Origin of the sequence: Streptomyces sp. NPDC005799, from assembly GCF_040630525.1 — a bacterium.
GTDB lineage: Bacteria > Actinomycetota > Actinomycetes > Streptomycetales > Streptomycetaceae > Streptomyces > Streptomyces griseorubiginosus_B.
Window position 1 is genome coordinate 18,002 of sequence record NZ_JBEXXQ010000073.1, and the last position, 16,567, is coordinate 34,568.

16 protein-coding genes are annotated in these 16,567 nt (G+C 70.3%); all 16 read right to left on the bottom strand.

What is annotated here, in order from left to right; translation table 11 throughout:
• Positions 1-57: 57 nt before the first annotated feature.
• Positions 58-1,233 carry a transporter gene (locus ABZ453_RS44630; protein ID WP_359024799.1) on the bottom strand — a complete coding sequence of 392 codons (1,176 nt, stop codon included), beginning with the start codon at positions 1,231-1,233 and terminating at the stop codon, positions 58-60.
• On the bottom strand, positions 1,230-1,670 hold the full coding sequence (locus ABZ453_RS44635; protein ID WP_359024801.1) for an OB-fold domain-containing protein: 441 nt from the start codon (positions 1,668-1,670) through the stop codon (positions 1,230-1,232). Before ABZ453_RS44635 ends, ABZ453_RS44630 begins: the two co-directional genes overlap by 4 nt.
• A complete protein-coding gene (locus ABZ453_RS44640; RefSeq protein WP_359024803.1) occupies positions 1,667-1,990 on the bottom strand; it encodes a hypothetical protein in 324 nt (107 codons plus the stop codon). Before ABZ453_RS44640 ends, ABZ453_RS44635 begins: the two co-directional genes overlap by 4 nt.
• A 48-nt stretch (positions 1,991-2,038) precedes the next feature.
• Positions 2,039-3,505, bottom strand: coding sequence for an acetyl-CoA acetyltransferase (locus ABZ453_RS44645; RefSeq protein WP_359024805.1), 1,467 nt, complete (start codon positions 3,503-3,505; stop codon positions 2,039-2,041).
• A 37-nt stretch (positions 3,506-3,542) separates the two neighbouring features.
• Positions 3,543-5,186, bottom strand: coding sequence for an FAD-dependent oxidoreductase (locus ABZ453_RS44650; RefSeq protein ID WP_359024807.1), 1,644 nt, complete (start codon positions 5,184-5,186; stop codon positions 3,543-3,545).
• 36 nt (positions 5,187-5,222) lie between these two features.
• Positions 5,223-6,335, bottom strand: a complete 1,113-nt coding sequence (locus tag ABZ453_RS44655) for an NDMA-dependent alcohol dehydrogenase (protein ID WP_359024809.1) — start codon at positions 6,333-6,335, stop codon at positions 5,223-5,225.
• Complete coding sequence (locus ABZ453_RS44660; RefSeq protein ID WP_359024811.1) at positions 6,332-6,721, bottom strand: SCP2 sterol-binding domain-containing protein; 390 nt, start codon at positions 6,719-6,721, stop codon at positions 6,332-6,334. The genes ABZ453_RS44655 and ABZ453_RS44660 overlap by 4 nt, the downstream gene beginning before the upstream one ends.
• A gap of 47 nt (positions 6,722-6,768) precedes the next feature.
• Positions 6,769-7,986 (bottom strand): cytochrome P450, encoded by a 1,218-nt coding sequence (locus tag ABZ453_RS44665; protein WP_359024813.1) that lies wholly within the window; start codon positions 7,984-7,986, stop codon positions 6,769-6,771.
• A 30-nt stretch (positions 7,987-8,016) separates the two neighbouring features.
• Positions 8,017-8,223, bottom strand: a complete 207-nt coding sequence (locus tag ABZ453_RS44670) for a ferredoxin (protein ID WP_359024815.1) — start codon at positions 8,221-8,223, stop codon at positions 8,017-8,019.
• The gene (locus tag ABZ453_RS44675; protein ID WP_359024817.1) at positions 8,220-9,719 is read right to left on the bottom strand and encodes an aldehyde dehydrogenase family protein; all 1,500 of its coding nucleotides are present in this window, start codon (positions 9,717-9,719) and stop codon (positions 8,220-8,222) included. Before ABZ453_RS44675 ends, ABZ453_RS44670 begins: the two co-directional genes overlap by 4 nt.
• Positions 9,703-10,686, bottom strand: a complete 984-nt coding sequence (locus ABZ453_RS44680) for a hypothetical protein (RefSeq protein WP_359024819.1) — start codon at positions 10,684-10,686, stop codon at positions 9,703-9,705. Before ABZ453_RS44680 ends, ABZ453_RS44675 begins: the two co-directional genes overlap by 17 nt.
• Positions 10,683-11,861: an SRPBCC family protein gene (locus ABZ453_RS44685; RefSeq protein ID WP_359024821.1), complete on the bottom strand. Its 1,179-nt coding sequence runs from the start codon at positions 11,859-11,861 to the stop codon at positions 10,683-10,685. The genes ABZ453_RS44680 and ABZ453_RS44685 overlap by 4 nt, the downstream gene beginning before the upstream one ends.
• A 91-nt stretch (positions 11,862-11,952) precedes the next feature.
• On the bottom strand, positions 11,953-13,221 hold the full coding sequence (locus tag ABZ453_RS44690) for an FAD-dependent oxidoreductase (protein ID WP_359024823.1): 1,269 nt from the start codon (positions 13,219-13,221) through the stop codon (positions 11,953-11,955).
• A 1-nt stretch (position 13,222) separates the two neighbouring features.
• Positions 13,223-14,032 carry an enoyl-CoA hydratase-related protein gene (locus ABZ453_RS44695; protein ID WP_359024825.1) on the bottom strand — a complete coding sequence of 270 codons (810 nt, stop codon included), beginning with the start codon at positions 14,030-14,032 and terminating at the stop codon, positions 13,223-13,225.
• Between the two features lie 51 nt (positions 14,033-14,083).
• A complete protein-coding gene (locus tag ABZ453_RS44700; RefSeq protein ID WP_359024827.1) occupies positions 14,084-15,601 on the bottom strand; it encodes an AMP-binding protein in 1,518 nt (505 codons plus the stop codon).
• 13 nt (positions 15,602-15,614) lie between these two features.
• A complete protein-coding gene (locus ABZ453_RS44705; RefSeq protein ID WP_359024829.1) occupies positions 15,615-16,565 on the bottom strand; it encodes a PDR/VanB family oxidoreductase in 951 nt (316 codons plus the stop codon).
• Between the last annotated feature and the right edge of the window lie 2 nt (positions 16,566-16,567).

A 16,567-nucleotide genomic window follows, 5' to 3' on the forward strand; every position in this document is an offset into this window, starting at 1 on the left:
ACAGCCCCGCGCCCTTTGCGGGTGTCGCCGAACCACAGTGGACTTCACCTGGTCCGCTCAGAGCGCGCGGTCGCTGCCGAAGAGCACGGAGCTGACCAACGGGGCCATCGGCCCGCCGATGAACAGGGATGTGTCGGCGGTGCCGACCTGGTTGGGAGAGGTGCCGCGCACCTGGCGGACCGCCTCGACCGCCAGCCCCATGCCGTTGACGAACGAGTCGGCGATGTTGCCGCCGGAGGTGTTCACCGGCAGCACCCCGCCGGGCGCGGTCAGGTTCTCGACCGTCATGAACTCGCCGGCCGCCGGCCCGGGCGGGCACAGGCCGTGGTCGATCAGTGACGCCACCGCCGGGCCACTGAAGTTCTCGTAGACCTGCACGACGTCGACCTCACCCGGCTTCACGCCCGCCCCCGCCCACAGCCGGGATGCCACGCCGGCACCGGAGGGGCCCGCGGCGAAGCCGGCCGACGTGTAGTGCGGGTCGTTCTCGTTGAGGGCCGCGTACCCGCCCGGCGCGCCCTGGGCCGCCGCAAGCAGGTAGGCCGGTGGCTCGGACAGCTGCGCGGCACGCCTGGCCGACGTGATCACAAGGGCCACCGCACCGTCGTTCTCCCGCGAGCAGTCGAACAGGTGAAAGGGCTCGACGATGAGCGGCGACGCCTCGTACCCGGCCTCGTCGAGCGGCTTGCCATGGCCCGCCGCCCCCGGGTTGTGCTGCGCGTGGTGATACGCGGCGAGAACGAGGTTGCGCAGTGCGCTGCGCGGCACGCCGTCGTGCTCGAGCATGCGCTGGGTGCGCAGTGCGCAGACATGTGCCGGCGTCGCCACTCCGTGCGGGAGGTAGTTGTTGTCGAAGTAGTACTTCGCGTAGCCGAGCCGCCCGGTGTCGCGCTGAGCCATGCCGCGGAAGGCGACGACGCACTCCGCCTGCCCCGACACGACGGCCGCGGCGGCGGCCCCGATCGCCGCGGCGACGCCGCCGCCTCCTCCTCCCCACACCATGCTGGACCAGCGCAGCTCGCGGACGCCGAGGTCCGCGGCGAGCACCGGCCCGCTGTGCTCACCGCCGGCGTAGGAGGTGAAGCCGTCGATGTCGCGGGGGGAGATCCCGGCGTCCGCGCACGCCGCGAGGATCGCCTCCAGCACCAGCTCGCGCTCCCCGGCCGGCGCGGCGCCCCGGGGGAAGTGCAGGTCGGCCACCCCGACGACCGCGGTCGCGGCACGGAACGTCATCGGTGTCCTCCTGTCGGCTGCCAGCGCAGCACGGGCCACTCGGCGTTGGCCGGCCGCTCGATGACCCCGCGAACGCGGTCCCCGATCGCCGGGTTGTGACCGGACGGTGTCCGGAGGAGGATTCCCAGCAGCCGTACGGGCGGCGTTGCCAGCTCGACCAGCGCGGTGACGTACGGAACCTCGACGTCCAGCTCGCTCATGAACGTGCGGTGTGTGCGCACCCAGGTGTAGATCGTGCCTTCGGGTTCGCAGCGCTCCCAGGTGACGTCGAAGGACCAGCACGACGAGCACAGCGCGCGGCCCGGCGGTCGCCATGTCCCGCACGAGCCGCACCGCGGCAGCGTCAGTCTGCCCGCACGCAGCCCTTCCCAGAAGGCGGTGTCGCCGCCGCCGGGCGCCGGGCCGGTCGGCAGGGTTCCCGCGGGCGCGCCCGTCACCGCTCGCCCGCCGGGAAGTTCTCCAGCGTGTCCGCTTGCCAGACCCCGTCGACGAGGCCCCATCCGGACCGCAGGCCGATCGGGCCGTCGGGTGTCGTGTACACCGCTTCGCCGACGGCCCGGTCGCCGTCGACGCGGGCGGTCACCACGTCTGCGGCACTGACCTCGTCCCGCGGCACGGTGACCCCTTCGAACACCGCCGGCACGCAGCCGGGGGCCATGTCCTTCATCACCTCCTTGAGTTCGCCCGCCAGCACCATGGCCACATGGTGCCGGTAGACGTCCTCGAAATCGGCAGGTCGCGTCGCCACTGACGTCATCCGGAACTCCTTACCGCGTACTGAAACCGTTTGTGGCCGCCACCGAGGTCACCTCGGCGTGAACGTGCCGTCCTCGTGGACGTCGGCCTTCACGCCCGTCTCCTCCTCGTGCACCAGACGGGTGACCGCGTCGGGTTCGACGCAGCGCGCGAGGGTTCGCGCGCCGGACGGTGTACGTAGGGCCGCCATGGCGGTCTCCGCTTCCCCGTCACGGGTGAAGACGACCGTCCACGCCTCCAGCTCGGCCGGTCCTGCGTACCCTTCAGCCACCGGGGTCGGGGGCTGCGCATCTGCCTGGGCCGTGGCCGAGCAGCGGTGGAACCCGTCGCCCGGCCACGGCGCGTAGACGCCGATCGAATGTCTGGTGAGATAGCCGCTGTTCGCCGTCACGAGTCCCGGCCGCTGTGCGCGCCGCACCTGGTCGGCCATCGTCGCGATCGCGTGCGTGCTGTAGTTGTTCCACGGGCCGCCGGCGAAGGTGAGGCCGCCGGTGACCGTGAGCGGCCGCGCGGGGTCGTCGATCGGCAGCCCGAGTTCGGTGGCCGCCACCTGCACGGCGGAAGGGAAGCACGAGTACAGGTCGACCGGCCCCAGATCGGCAAGTTCGAGACCCGCCAGCCGTAGCGCCGCGCGCCCGGCGGCTCGGATCGCGGGTGATCCGTCCAGGCGCGGGCGCGCCGCGATGGCCGCGGTGTCCGCGGCCTCGGTGCCGGCTCGCGGGAAGACCCAGCGGTCCGCCGGCACGCCGAAGCGTCGTGCGGCCCGCGCCGAGCAGACCAGGACCGCCGCCGCCTGCTCGACATTGTTGTTCGAGTTCATGAGCTTCGTGTACGGCCACGCGATGATCCGGTTGTCCGGCGTGGGCTCCGCGATCTCCTCCGGCGTGTACGCACGACGCGTCCACGCCGCCGGGTTCGCGACGGCGCTCTCACTGAATCGGGCCCAGAGCCCGGCGATGCGCGCACGATGCCCGGCGTTACTGCGGCCGGCGTTCAGCCGGAGCGCCTGCTCGAAGAGCGGGTAGACGAAGGCCGGACGGTCCAGGCCGGCCCGCAGCTCGGCCGGTGCGCGCATCGGCACCTCCGGGCGACGCTCCGGCTCCTCGACATCGTCACCCTGGATCGTCCACTGCGGACGACGACCGTCCGCCTTGAGCGCCATGCGCGTGCGCCAGGCCTCGGCACCGCCGACGAGTACGACGTCGCACCGGCCCGCGGCGATGTCCTCGGCGGCGTCGTTGACCAGTGCCTGGGGATGGCTTCCCCCGTTGCCGGTGTAGACGGTGTGCCGGACCGGCGCGCCGAGCCGCTCGCCCACCAGCCGTCCCGGGTCTCGGTAACGCCATGACAGCATGCCGACGACCCGGACCGACTCGACCGCTTCGGCAAGTCCCGGCGCGCCGGCGTCGGCGGCCGCCCGGCGGGCCGCCTCGACGATCATGTCGACCGGTTCGAGCGCGGCATCGCGCTGGTTCAACTGGCCGCCGCCGGCAACCACCGGGGTACGGGGGTCCATCGCTACTCGGTCTCCTTGTCGTGGCGAAAGGGCGGAATCAGCCGTCCCGGCGGGCCACCGCGAGCATCTCGGCGCGGTCCACCAACTTCACGCGCGGTCGGTGCTGACGCCGCCCGGCGTCGAGTTCGTGCTCGTTGATGAGCCGCCACCCACCGAGTCCGATGTGCTGCGGCAGTTCGTCGGCGATGTCCCCGGGCTCCGACGGCGTCGGGAGCCGGTCGGCCCGGTGGTCGTTGAGCAGGTGTTCGACGGTGTCCTTCGCACACTTCCGGTTGGTCCCGATCGAACCGGAGGGTCCGCGCTTGATCCAGCCGGCGGTGTAGACGCCGTGGACCGGATCGCCCGTACCCGGGTCGATCACGCGCCCGTCGTCGTTCGGGATGATCCCACGCTCGTCGTCGAACGGCAGGCCCGGCACGGGTGAGCCGCGGTAGCCGACCGAGCGGAACACCAGTTGGCAGGCGAGCTCCTCGAAGTCGCCTGTCGGGACGGCGCGCACCACGCCGTCCTCGTCGGTCACGAGCCTGGTGCGGCACAACCGGACGCCTTCCACCCACCCGTCACCGATGATCTCCGTCGGCGCCGCGAGGAAGCGCAGGGTGATCCTGCGGTCGGCGCCCGGCCGGTGGCCTAGCAGTTCGGTCAGTGCCCCGACCTTGCCCCCCGGTGCCGCGGGGCCGGCTTGACCGGCCTCCAGTTCCTCGGGGCGGACCACGACGTCCACCCCGGGGGTCCGGGCGAGGCTGAGCAGTTCCTTCGTCGTGAACGACGCCTCGGCGGGACCGCGTCGACCGATCACGACGACTTCCCGGATGGTGCTCGACCGCAGCTGTTCCAGTGCCCGGTCGGCGATGTCCGTCTTCGCCAGCCGGTCCGGGCCGAGGGCCAGGATCCGTGCAATGTCGAGGGCCACGTTGCCGTTGCCGACGACGACGGCCCGCTCCCCGGACAGGTCGAACGTCCGGTGGGAGAAGTCGGGATGGCCGTTGTACCAGCCGACGAACTCCGTCGCGGAGTGGCTGCCCGGGAGTTCCTCCCCAGGTATCCCGAGCGGCCGGTCGGCGAGCGCACCGACGGCGACCAGCACGGCGTGGTACCGCGCACGCAGCGCGTCGAGGGTGATGTCGGTGCCGACCTCGGTGTTGAGGAACAGCCGCAAGCCCTTGCGCCGCATCGTGTTCGCGAAGGTCCTCGCGGCGTCCTTGGTGTCCTGGTGGTCCGGCGCGACTCCGAACCGCACCAGACCACCGGGGGTCGGCAACCGCTCGAACATGTCGACGCGGACCTCCAGGCCGCGCTGGGTCAGCAGTCCCTCGGCGGCGTAGAAGGCCGCAGGGCCGGCGCCGACGACGGCCACCCGCAGGTCGCCGCCGGCCCACTCTCGTACACGTACCTCCTGTTGTTCCTGCGGGTAGTCCCGCCGGCCGATGCCGTCGTACCAGTGAGCGTTGATGTCCTCGAACCCGGCCTGGTCGTCGCTGAGGTCGTAGTCGGCGCTGATCGCCCCGACCGGGCAAACCTCGACACACGCGGCGCAGTCCACGCAGACGGCCGGATCGATGTAGAGCATCTCCGTCGTGCCGTAGTCCGGCTCGTCCGGTGTGGGGTGGATGCAGTTCACCGGGCAGACCGCGACGCACGAGGCATCGTTGCAGCACGCTCGGGTCACGACGTGGGGCATGGCTCGCTTCCTTCTGCTACGCCGGCTGTGGGTGACTCAGAAGTCGACGACACCGCGCAGGTTGAGGCCTGCGTGCATGTCCCGGTAGCCCTGGTTGATCTCCTCGAGGCTGTACCGGCGCGTGATCAGCTCGTCGAGCATCAGGTGCCCCTCCTGGTAGAGGCGGAGCATGTCCGGCACCGCGCGGGTGGGCTGCATCATGCCGAACAGCGAGCCCTGGATCCGCTTCTGGAACATGGCCAGCTCGAACAGGCTCACCGGGATCCCGTACTCCGTGACGTTGCCCATGCTGGTCAGCACGACCGTGCCGGCCTTGCGGATCGACTCGAACCCTTCCGCGACGTGCTCTCCGGTGACCACGCCGACGGTCACGATCGCCGAGTCCGCGCCCTGGCCGTTGGTCAGCGCCTGGGCGAGATCGGTGGCCTGCTGCATGTTCTCGAAGGCGTCCGTCGCCCCGAGCTTGAGCGCCATCTCCCGGTGGAACGGGACCGGGTCGACGGCGATGATCCGTGACGCCCCGGCGAACCTGGCGCCCTGTACGGCGTTGGCGCCGATCCCGCCGACACCCATGACGATCACGACGTGACCCGGCTGGACGGCGGCCGCGTTGACGGCCGAACCCCAGCCGGTCGGGACGCCGCAGCCCACCAGCGCCGCGACGGACAGCGGGATCTCCGGGTCGATCTTGATCGCGCCCCACTCCGGCAGCACGGAGTACTCCGAGAACGTCGACACCAGCGAGCACTGGCCGACGTCCTGGCCTGCGTCGGTGTGCAGGCGGAACGTGCCGTCGAGCTGGGTGCCCTGCATCATGTACGCGCCGTTGTCGCACAGGTTCTGCATGCCGCGGGCGCACCAGGTGCACCGTCCGCAGCCGGGGATGAAGGCCGCGACGACGTGGTCGCCCACCCTGAGGTCGCGCACGCCGGGGCCGACCTTCTCCACGACGCCCGCGCCTTCGTGGCCGCCGCAGAAGGGATAGGCCATGGCGGGCACGTCGCCCTTGGCGTAGTGGTCGTCGGAGTGGCAGAGCCCGGCGTGCTGGAAACGCACCAGGACTTCGAACTCCTTCGGGTCGTCCACCTGGACCTCGACGATCTCCCACTCGCCCGGAGCTTCCAGAAGTACAGCGGCTCGCGACCTCATTGGAACTCCACCTTCCCCATCGTCTGCTGGATGTACATGAACGCGGGCATGTTCTTGAGCATCTGGGCCGTCTTCCCGCGTACCCGGAGCTTTCCGCGTGTCATCGCGACCGTGGGGTTGATGCTGCCGTCGAAGCAGCCCCGCCAGACGTCGCTGCTGCCGCTGATGACGAAGTCGGCCTTGTCGAGGTCTTCCTGGGAGGCGACCCGGACCGCGACGACCCTGCCCTTGTCGAAGCTGACGAAGAACTGGCCCTCGATGGGGGCCTCGTACCTGTAGGCCATGTCGAAGTCGATGTTCTTGCCCTTTTCCGCCCATTCGGGGTCGTTGTTGAGGGCGTGGGCCATCGCTTCGTAGAACTCGACACTGCCGAGTTTCACGGTCATCTTCACACTCCTTTGTGCGGTGGACGATCGGTTGTGTCAGCGGAGGTTCAGAGGGACTCACCGAGGATCAGGGGCAGTTTCACCACGCCCCGGACCTGGCTGAGATGCCGGACGGGCGGGTCCGCGGGGTCCAGCCGGTAGTCGGGAATCCGGCGGTGCAGTTCTTCGAATGCGACCCGCAGTTCCAGCCGCGCCAGGTGCGAACCGACGCAACGGTGGTTGCCCGCGCCGAAGGCGAGGTGCGGGTTGGGGTCACGGGTCAGGTCGATGGCGTCGGGATCGGCGAACTTGTCGGCGTCGTGGTTGGCCGCGGCGAACGGGATGAGGATCTTGTCGCCGGCCCGCAGCTGCACCCCGTCCAGTACGTGGTCCTCCTTCACGACGCGGGCCGGGCAGACCGCGGACTCCCGGCGGAGCATCTCTTCCACCGCGGTCGGCACCAGAGCGAGGTCGTCGACGAGTTGCCTGCGCACCTCGGGGCGCTGGGCCAGGTGGATCACCGTGTGCGCGAGTTGTCCCTGCACGGTGTGCAGACCGCCGATGAGGAAGAGGAACAGGATGTTGAGGACCTCGAACTGGGTCAGCTTGCGGTCCTCGAAGGTCCCGCTGATGAGGATCTGGGTGATGTCCTCGGAATCGGCCGACTCGGACCGCTCGTCGATCATCTCGGCGAAGTACGTGTAGACCTCCGTCGCCGCCGCGGTACGCACCTCCGTGGAGCGTTCCTCGCTGGCGCCCGGCTCCCCCAGCACGATGGTGTCGGCCCAGTGGTTGAACTTGTCGGCGTCCGCGACGTTCCAGCCCATCAGGGCGAGGAAGACCCGGCTCGGCAGCGCCCGGGCGAAGGCGTCGACGAAGTCGACCTTCTCGTGCTTCAGCATCTCGTCGATCAGCTCACCGGTGATCTCCCGGACACGGGGCTCCAGCTCCGCCATCCGCTTGGGCGAGAACAGCGGGTTGATCAGTTTGCGGTAGATGCCGTGGTCCGGCGGGTCGATCTCGAGCGGGATCATCGAGCCGTCCTGGCCGATCGTGTCCGGCACGTTCACCGACTCGCTCGAGAAGACCGCCGGGTTGCGCATGACCTGCTGAATCGTGTCGTACCTGGTCGCCACCCAGTGGCCGCCGTAGCGAGGGCTGTGCGCCACCGGGCACTTCTGCCGCATCTCGGCGTAGACGTCGTCGAGAGTGTCGGCGATGTCCGGCGAATGGATGTCGAAGTCGTACTGGATGTCGGCGCTTGCTGCGTCCCTCAGCTCGCCCATGGAACTTCCTCTCACTGGTGGTATGCGGGCCTATCTGGTGGCAGTGGAGATCGCCTGCTCCGGGCAGTTGCTCACGGCCCGGTCGAGGCCGGCGATCTGTTCGGGTGTCGTCGCGTCGTCGGTGACGACCGCGAAACCCTCGTCGTCGCAGTCGAAAACGTCCGGTGCGACCATGTAGCACCGCCCGTGTCCCTTGCACAGCGCGCGGTCGACCGTGGGCCTCGTGCGCTCCGTCATTCCCACTCACCGCCCACGACGCTGTAGCCGCGACGGTCGAGACTCGTGTCGAGAGCCGTGTACAGGCTGCGCGTCTTCGTGTACGAGAACAGTCCGTCCACGCCGTTCTCCTGACCCACACCGCTCATCCCCCGGCCGGCCAGCGGGGTGCGCGCCACGTCCGCCTGGCCCACGTCGTTGACCCAGGTGAGGCCGGAGCGCAGGCGCAGCGCGGTCTCGCGGGCCTTGACCAGGTCGGTGCCCCACACCGCGGCCGCCAGCCCGTAGGGCGTGGCGTTGGCGATCCGCACCGCCTCGTCGACTCCGGAGTACCGGATGACCGACAGCACCGGCCCGAAGACCTCCTCGTGCGCCGCGGGATTGTCGTTGTCCAGGTCGACGAGCACGGTCGGGCTGACGTAGTGGCCGCCGTCCGGCACACCCACCGGCCGGTCGCCACCGACGAGGGCACGCGCGCCGCGCTCGATCCCCGCGGCGACGAGCTTCTCGACCCTCGTCCGGGCGGCCTCGGAGATCACCGGCCCGACATCCGTGGTGAACTCGGCCGCCGGGCCGACCCGCAGCACGGACGCACGCTTCTGGAGCAGGTCGGTGAACTCTTCGTAGCGCGCGTCCGGCACCAGCATCCGGGTGGTGGCGACGCATGCCTGCCCCGCGTGCATCATGCTGCTGAACAACGTCCCGCGCACGGCGAGTTCGGCGTCGGCGTCGGGCAGGACGAGGGCGGGCGACTTGCCGCCCAGTTCGAGGATGACATCCTTCGCCGTCGCGGCGGCCGCGGCCATCACGCGGGTCCCGACCGCGGTGCTGCCGGTGAAGCTGATCAGGTCGACCCCTGGGTGCGCGACCAGCGCCTCACCGACGATCCGGTCTCCGTGCACGATGTTGAGCACACCCGGCGGCAGTTCCGCCTCGATGGCGGCTGCCGCCAGCGCGTCCGGCCCGACCGGCGTGAGCGGCGACGGCTTGAGGACAACGGTGTTGCCGGCGAGCAGCGCGGGCGCGATCTTCCACACGCACATGAACAGCGGGAAGTTGTACGGCGTGAACGCGCCGACGACGCCGACCGGCTCGCGGTGCAGTTCCCACTGGCCGAGTCCCGGGGCCGCCTGGAGCGGGAAGCTCGTCGGTTCCTCGAGGAGCGGCGCCATCTCCGCGAAGTCCCGCAGGTGCGCCAACGGTGCGCCGACCTGCACCATGGGGCAGAAGCGCGCGGTGGCACCGGCATCGCTGACGAGGCCGTCGACCAGGGTGTCGAACCGGCTCTCCAGCACGGAGGCCAGCCGCCGCAGCGCGTCAGCCCGGTTACGCGGGGACATCCGGGCCCACGGGCCGTCCTCGAACGCCGTACGTGCCGCCTTGACCGCGTCCTCGACGGCTTCGGCGCCCGAGTCCGGTACTCGGCCGAACACCTCGCCGGTCGACGGATCGTCCACCGGCAGGACACCCTCGAAGTCGACCCAGCGACCTCCGACGAAGTTACCGAATGCGCGCATCGTGATCAGCCCTTCTGCCGTTCATGTCGTCGTCCCGTCCCTCGGGTCTCGCCGATCCCGATTCCCGGCCCCAGCCGGTTGCCCGGGAGAGGACATAGCGCAGGTCCGAGTGGTCGTGTTCGAAGGCCAGCTCTCTCGACACACGGACCAGGTCGTCGTGCAGGGCGTCGACGTAGAGCACGACCTTCCGCGCTCCGGCGTCCTGGACCTCGAGCAGTGCCTGGCTCACGAGGTTCCGCAGGCACTCGGCGTCGAGACCGGGTGTCTCCACCACGACGCAGGCGAGGTGTCCCGCCGATTCCCTGTCCTCGACGCCGATCAGTACGCTGCCGCCGCTGTCGGCGTCGGTCAGCCGGGTCCTGCCGCGCCCGAGCAGGGCCCGGGCGTCGGGCGCCATCCCCGCCCCGTGTCCCGGAACGACCTCCGCCGGTCGCTCCGCCACCGTGGACCTGCGCGCCCGGAGCGACGGTCCACGGTACGCGCGTGAACCGCCGACCTCGCGGAGCGTCCTGAACACACCGTGCTCCGCCGTCGCCCCGAGCCGGCGGGCGAGGCGTTCGGCCGCCGGGTGGTTGCCATGGGCCCAGGCTCGGACCCTGCGCAGCCCCGGCACTGCCGACCAGCCTCCCGGCTCCTCGTCGAGCAGTTCCGTGAGCAGCGTCGCGACTCCCCGCGAACGGAATTCGGGCCGCACGACGAACTGGACGTCACCGTCCCCGTCGGCCAGGTCCAGCCGCAGGAAAGCGACGATCTCCACGTCGGGCAGCTCGTCGAGTTCGGCGCTCCCGCGTTCGCCCTTCGGCGCGATCGTGACGATGACATGACGGGTCGCGGCTGTGCTCCCGACCACCGGCAGGACCGTGGAGAACCCGGCTTCGGCGTCGTAGTCGGCTGCGACGTCCAGCAGCTCGTCGACCGCACGGGCCTCTTCGTCGTCGAGCGACTCCCGCCATCGGTAGGTGATCACGTGTTCACCGTCTCCGTCAGCAGTTGCCTGAGCAGCCGCCGGAACACCTGGTTGGCGACCTCGTTGCGGCCGAGCAGCATGGAGCCCGCGTCCCGGCTGGCCATCCCTGCCTGGGAGTCGCGCAGCAGCGGGAAGTCCTCCGCGTGCAGGACGGACAGCAGGATCTCCCAGTTCTTCGCCCAGAGACGTTCCCAGCGCTCCTGGGACAGACCCGCCTCCTCGGGTGACGGAACGATCAACCGCATCTCCATCACCGAGCGGGTCGGAGAGTGCGGATCGGGCCGGAAGGTCAGGAGCTGGAAGTGGTCGGGCTGCTTGAGCAGCGTGCTGTTGGGCCCGAGGAAGTGGGTTTCCGTGACGTCCCCGACGAGGCTCCGGTCACCGGGGTCCTCTTCCAGCCAGCGGTCGATGGTCTTGCGCGGGGCGACGAACCGGCAGTGCCGGCCGAAGTCCTCGAACGCCATCACGTTGGTATGGATGTACTTCGCCGCCGTGTTCGGGTGGGCGTACTGCACGTGGTAGCCGTCCAGGAAAGCATCCTGCATGATCTTCCAGTTGGTCGGCTCCTCGAATCCCTCCGCCCGCACACAGCTGAGCCGATCGAGCCGGTAGCCTCCCAGCACGGCGTCCATCTCGGGTCCCAGCCACGAGGCCACGTCGATGTCCGCGCCGGCCCGGTCCACCACCCAGACGAAGCCATGGCGCTCCTCGCAGGGCAGTTCGACGAGACCGAGTCGGCTGCGGTCGAGGTCGCCGAAGGTGTTGTCGCGGGTGACCGTGCGCAGCGTGCCGTCTATGTCGTAGGACCAGCGGTGGTACGGGCACGAGAACAGCCGTCGCCTGCCCGCCGGCTCGCACTCGAGGAGCGCGCCGCGATGGCGGCACAGGTTCACCAGCGCCTTTACGCCACCGTCCCGTTGGCGCACGATGATCACGTTGTTGCGGGGCATCCGCACGGTCTTGAAGTCGAAGGGATTCGGAATCTCCGAGCCGTGCGCGACGATCGTCGGCACCCGGCCGAAGACCAGGTCGCGTTCCCGCGCGGCCAGCTCCGGGTCGGTGAACTCGGCCGCCTCGAACGGCTCCGTCTTCTCGAACTGGTCGGTCGTGTCGTTCTTCAGATGCTCGAGCGCCCGCCTGATCCGCGCTTCGCGATCGATACCGGATTCGTCCACCGCCGCCTCCCACACTAAATCTAATGACGTAAGGTAATATTCCGCGCTCATACCCGCAATGGGCTGAGCTGTTTCCGTTCGACCGGGGCCGTCACGGTCCGATGAGACGAGCACCTCTGTGCGGAGGCGCTGTGGTCCCGGCCGCGCCCGCGGGCGTCGGCGCGCCGAGCATGGCCTCCCAGGACGTCCGGTTCCGCACCGCGGTACGAAGCTTCATCAGCGGGCCGGTACGGTCCAGCGCGAAGGCGCCGACCACGTCGCCGTCGTAGCGGTACTGGGCGAGGAAGGGATCGGTGGCACCGCTGCGGTCGCCGGCCAGCTCGACCTCATCGGCCGGTTCGCCGAGCATCTGCAGCTTGTGCCCGTGCCATTCCGACCAGAAGTAGGGCACGACACCGCACGGACTCCGGTCAGTGGTGAGGGCGTTGCGCGCCACCGCGACCGCCTGCTCCCCCGCGGACGTCCAGTGCTCCAGCCGGCTCAGCCGTCCGTTCCACTGGTTGACCCACCGTGCGACGTCCCCGACGGCGTACACACCGGGCACCGTGCTCTCGAGGTAGGTCGAGCACGCGACCCCGTCGCTCACCGCCACGCCGGACCCCCGCAGCCAGCCCGTCACGGGGTCGACACCGATGCCCACCACGACGAGATCGGCCGGGACGACGCTGCCGTCGTCGAGCCGCACCTTCTCGACCGCACCGTTGCCGGTGATCTCCCGGACCTTGGTGGACTTCAGCAGGCGGACGCCGTACTGCCGGTGCAGATAGGCGAGCCGCTCGGCCACCAACGGCCCGACGGCGCCGGCCAGCGGCAGCGGCGACGCCTCCACGAGCGTGACCTCCGCACCGCGCGCCCGCGCGCTCGACGCGATCTCGCCCCCGATGAAGCCGGCCCCGACGACCACGACCCGCGCCCCGGGTTCGAGTGCCCCCCGGACCAGCCGCGCCTGTTCCACCGACCGCAGAGTGGTGACCCCGAGCAGGTCGCCGCCGGGCACGTCGAGCGCACGGGGCTGCGCGCCGGTGGCGATCACCAGGACGTCGTATCCGATGTCTCCCCGTTCCGTGCGGACCCGCCGGTTGCGTGTGTCCAGCGACAGGGCCGTGGTCCCGGTCATCAGGGTCACGCCCAGCGCCTCCGGGGCCGGCAGGTGCTCGACCAGTTCGGGCTCGGCCGCGGCGGTGAGGAAGTCCTTGGTCAGGGGTGGCCGATCGTAGGGTGCGTGCTTCTCGCGGCCGACGACGACGATCGAGCCGGTAAAGCCGGTCCGGCGCGCCTCCTCGACGACGCGGGCCGCCCCGAGCGACGCTCCCACGATCACGAGCCGGTCGATACCGTCGGCCAGTCCTCCTGCCGCCATGTCAGCGGCCCGTCCACCGGGGCGCTCGCTTCTCCGCGAACGCCCGGGTTCCCTCGGCGAAGTCGGCCGAGCCGAGCACCCGGCCCATCGCCCGGTCGTTGACCTCCCACGGCGGGGCGTCCCACTCGGAGCCCAGCCCCGTGGTCCCGTGCATCGCCTTCTTGGTCTCCCGTACCGCGAGCGGCGCGTTCGCGGCGATCCGGGCACCGAGTTCGACGGCGACGTCGAGGGCCGATCCGGCCGGTGCCAGCCTGTTGGCCAGTCCCCACCGGACCGCGCGCTCGGCCTCGACGGGGTCACCCGTGAGGGCGACCTCCAGCGCCAGCTTCAGCGGAATCTGCCGCTGCGTGCGGATGACCCCGCCGGCTGCCGCGAGCAGGCCCCGCTTCACCTCCGGGAGGCCCAGCGCGGCCCCCTCGTCGACCACGGCAAGGTCGGAGGCCAGCACGATCTCCGTGCCACCGCCCAGCGCGAATCCGTTGACGGCGGCGATCGTCGGGATCGACACGAAGTGCCGCACATACCCGGCGAAACCCCATTCCGGGTGGCCGGGCGCCGAGATGTCCTCGCCGCAGGCGAGCGCCTTGAGGTCCGCCCCGGCGCAGAACGCCCTGCCCTCTCCGGTGATCACCAGAGCCCGGACCTCGTCGTCCGCCTCCGCCTCGGCGAGGGCGTCACCGATCCCCGCGGCGACCGCGGCGTTGACCGCGTTCATGGCTTCGGGGCGGCGGATGGTCGCCACCGCGACATGGCCGTGCCGTTCCAGCGTCACGATCCGCCGGTCCGAGTCGGGACTGACAGTTGCCGACATGTTCTCGACTCCCTGATGCGAAGTAAGCGAGGTAGTGGTGCGGTGGACGGGTCAGCGGACTTTCGAGTACCGCTCGGTCAGATCGGCGTACTGCTCACGGATCCGGGTCTTGCTGATCTTCCCGCTGGGCAGCCGCGGCAGCGGCTCCTCGCTCAGGACGACGTAGCGCGGCACCTTGAAGTCGGCGAGGACCTGCGAGCACGCCTCGACGACCTCCGCCTCGGTGAGCCCGGGTTCCGCGTGGACGATGACGGCGGGCGTCTCCCCGAACTTCGGGTCGGGGGCTGCGATCACCACGCACTCGGCGACGCCGTCGATGGCGCCGACGACCTGTTCCAACTCGAAGGGCGAGACGTTGATGCCGCCGGTGATGATGAGGTCCTTGAGGCGGTCGACGAACCGGACCCGGCCGTCCTCGTCCATGACGCCGAGATCGCCGCTGTGCAGCCAGCCGTCGCGGAAGACCTCGGCGTTGACCTCGGGCGAGTTCCAGTAGCCCGGTGTCACGCCCGGCCCGCGGATGACCAGTTCCCCCTGCTCTCCCGCCGGCGCCGGGGTGCCGTTCTCCCGCACCACTCGGACCTCGGTGAAGATGTGGCCCGAGCCGCAGGAGTCCGGGTGCTCGCGGAACTCGCGGACCGGCGTCGAGGTGGCGATCCCGCCCGCCTCGGTCATCCCGTAGATCTGGCGCAGGGCGACGTCCTTGGCCACCCAGGCCTGAAGCAGCGACGCGGACACGGCGGCACCGCCGACGACGGCGCTGCGCAGCGAGGTCAGGTCGGCTTCGGCGAATTCGGGAGCGGACGCGAGTGCCTGGTACACCAGCGGCACGCCGAAGACCGCCTCGATACGGTGCTGCTCGATCAGCCGTACGGCCCGGGAGGGCGTCAGTTCCTTCTCGATCACTAGTTTCCCGCCGAGCACGGTGGTCATGAGCAGTCCCCAGACCAGCCCGGGAGTGAAGGCGAGGGGCAGCACCAGGAGCGCGCTGGAACCCCGGTGAAAACCCTCTTCGACCAGGGTCGCCTCGAACACGATGCTGAGCAGCGTGCGGTTGGTGAGCACGACCCCCTTGGAGCGACCGGTCGATCCGCTCGTGAAGATGACGGCGATCGGCTCGTCCTGGTCCCGGTCGACGCGGAACGTGCTCGCCGGGCCGCCGCGGAGGGCGTCGACGGCGCTGAACGGTACGACGCCGACGTGGTCGCCCAGGGTTCCGGCAGCTTCGGCGACGCTCGTCAGCGCATCGGCGGCGACCACCACGTCGGCCCCGGAATCGTCCAGGACCTTGCGCAACTCCGCTGCCGTGAAACGGCTGTTCAGCGGCACGAGGACGGCGCCGGCCTTGATCACGCCCAGGGCGGCGACCGGCCAGGGGACGCTGTTCGGGGCGAACAGGCCGACCCGGTCGCCCTCGCGCACACCCTCGGCGCGCAGGTGTTGAGCGACCCGGCTCGACCAGGACTCCACAGTGGCGTAGTCGAGCGTCTCGTCCTCGAAGAGGAGGGCTTCAGCAGTTGGGGTGTTCCTGGCCCACCATGCCAGGGCGGCACCGACGGTGGCGCTCATGGGGTCTCTCCTTCTACAGGTCCAGGACGAGCGGGCCGCGGACGCACCGGCCGACGCAGAGCATCATGCAGTCGTTCGCGGCCCGTTCTTCGGCCGTGAGCACGGAGTCCCGGTGCTCGGGAACCCCGTCGAGGACCGCGGTCTCGCAGGTACCGCACGTCCCCTCCCGGCAGGAGTAGTCGACGGGCACACCAGCCGCGTCGAGGGCATCGATGATGCTCTGGCCCTCCCGCACGGTCACCCGTCGTCCTGTCGAGGCGATCAGCACTTCGAAGGCTTCGCCGGAGGAGCCGACCGGTTCCCTCGGGGAGAAGCGCTCTAAGTGCAGCGACTCCTCGGAGCGTTCGGACATGATCTGCTCGGCCGCCGCCAGCAGTCCTTCCGGGCCGCAGCAGTACACCCTCCGGCCGACGACAGGCTCGCCCAGGATCTCCTGCAGATCCAGCAGTCCGGTCTCGTCCTGGCACCTGATCGTGACCCGCTCGCCGTACCTCTCGAGGTCGGTCAGGAACGCCATGCCGGTGCGGCTGCGGCCGCCGTACGCGAGTCGCCAGTCGGCACCCGCCGCTTCGGCCTCGCGGATCATCGGGAGCATCGGCGTGATACCGATACCGCCCGCAATGAACTGGTAGGAACCGGCTGGTTCGAATGCGAAGTGGTTGCGTGGGCCGCGAACCTGCAGTTCGTCACCGACCCCCAGTTTGTCGTGGATCCAGGCCGATCCACCACGCCCGTCCTCGACGCGGAGAACGGCGACGTCCCAGCGCTCGGTGTCCGCGGGGTCCCCGCAGAGGCTGTACTGCCGGCGCTGACCGCCCTCGGGCTCGAGATCGATGTGCGCACCGGGCCGCCACGGGGGCAGGGCCGTCACCGGACCGACTGCTGTCAGAGCCAGTCCGACGACCCCGTCAGCCAGCGGACGTCGTTCAACCACCGTCATCCGTATCGCCGGTTCGCGGTCCATCG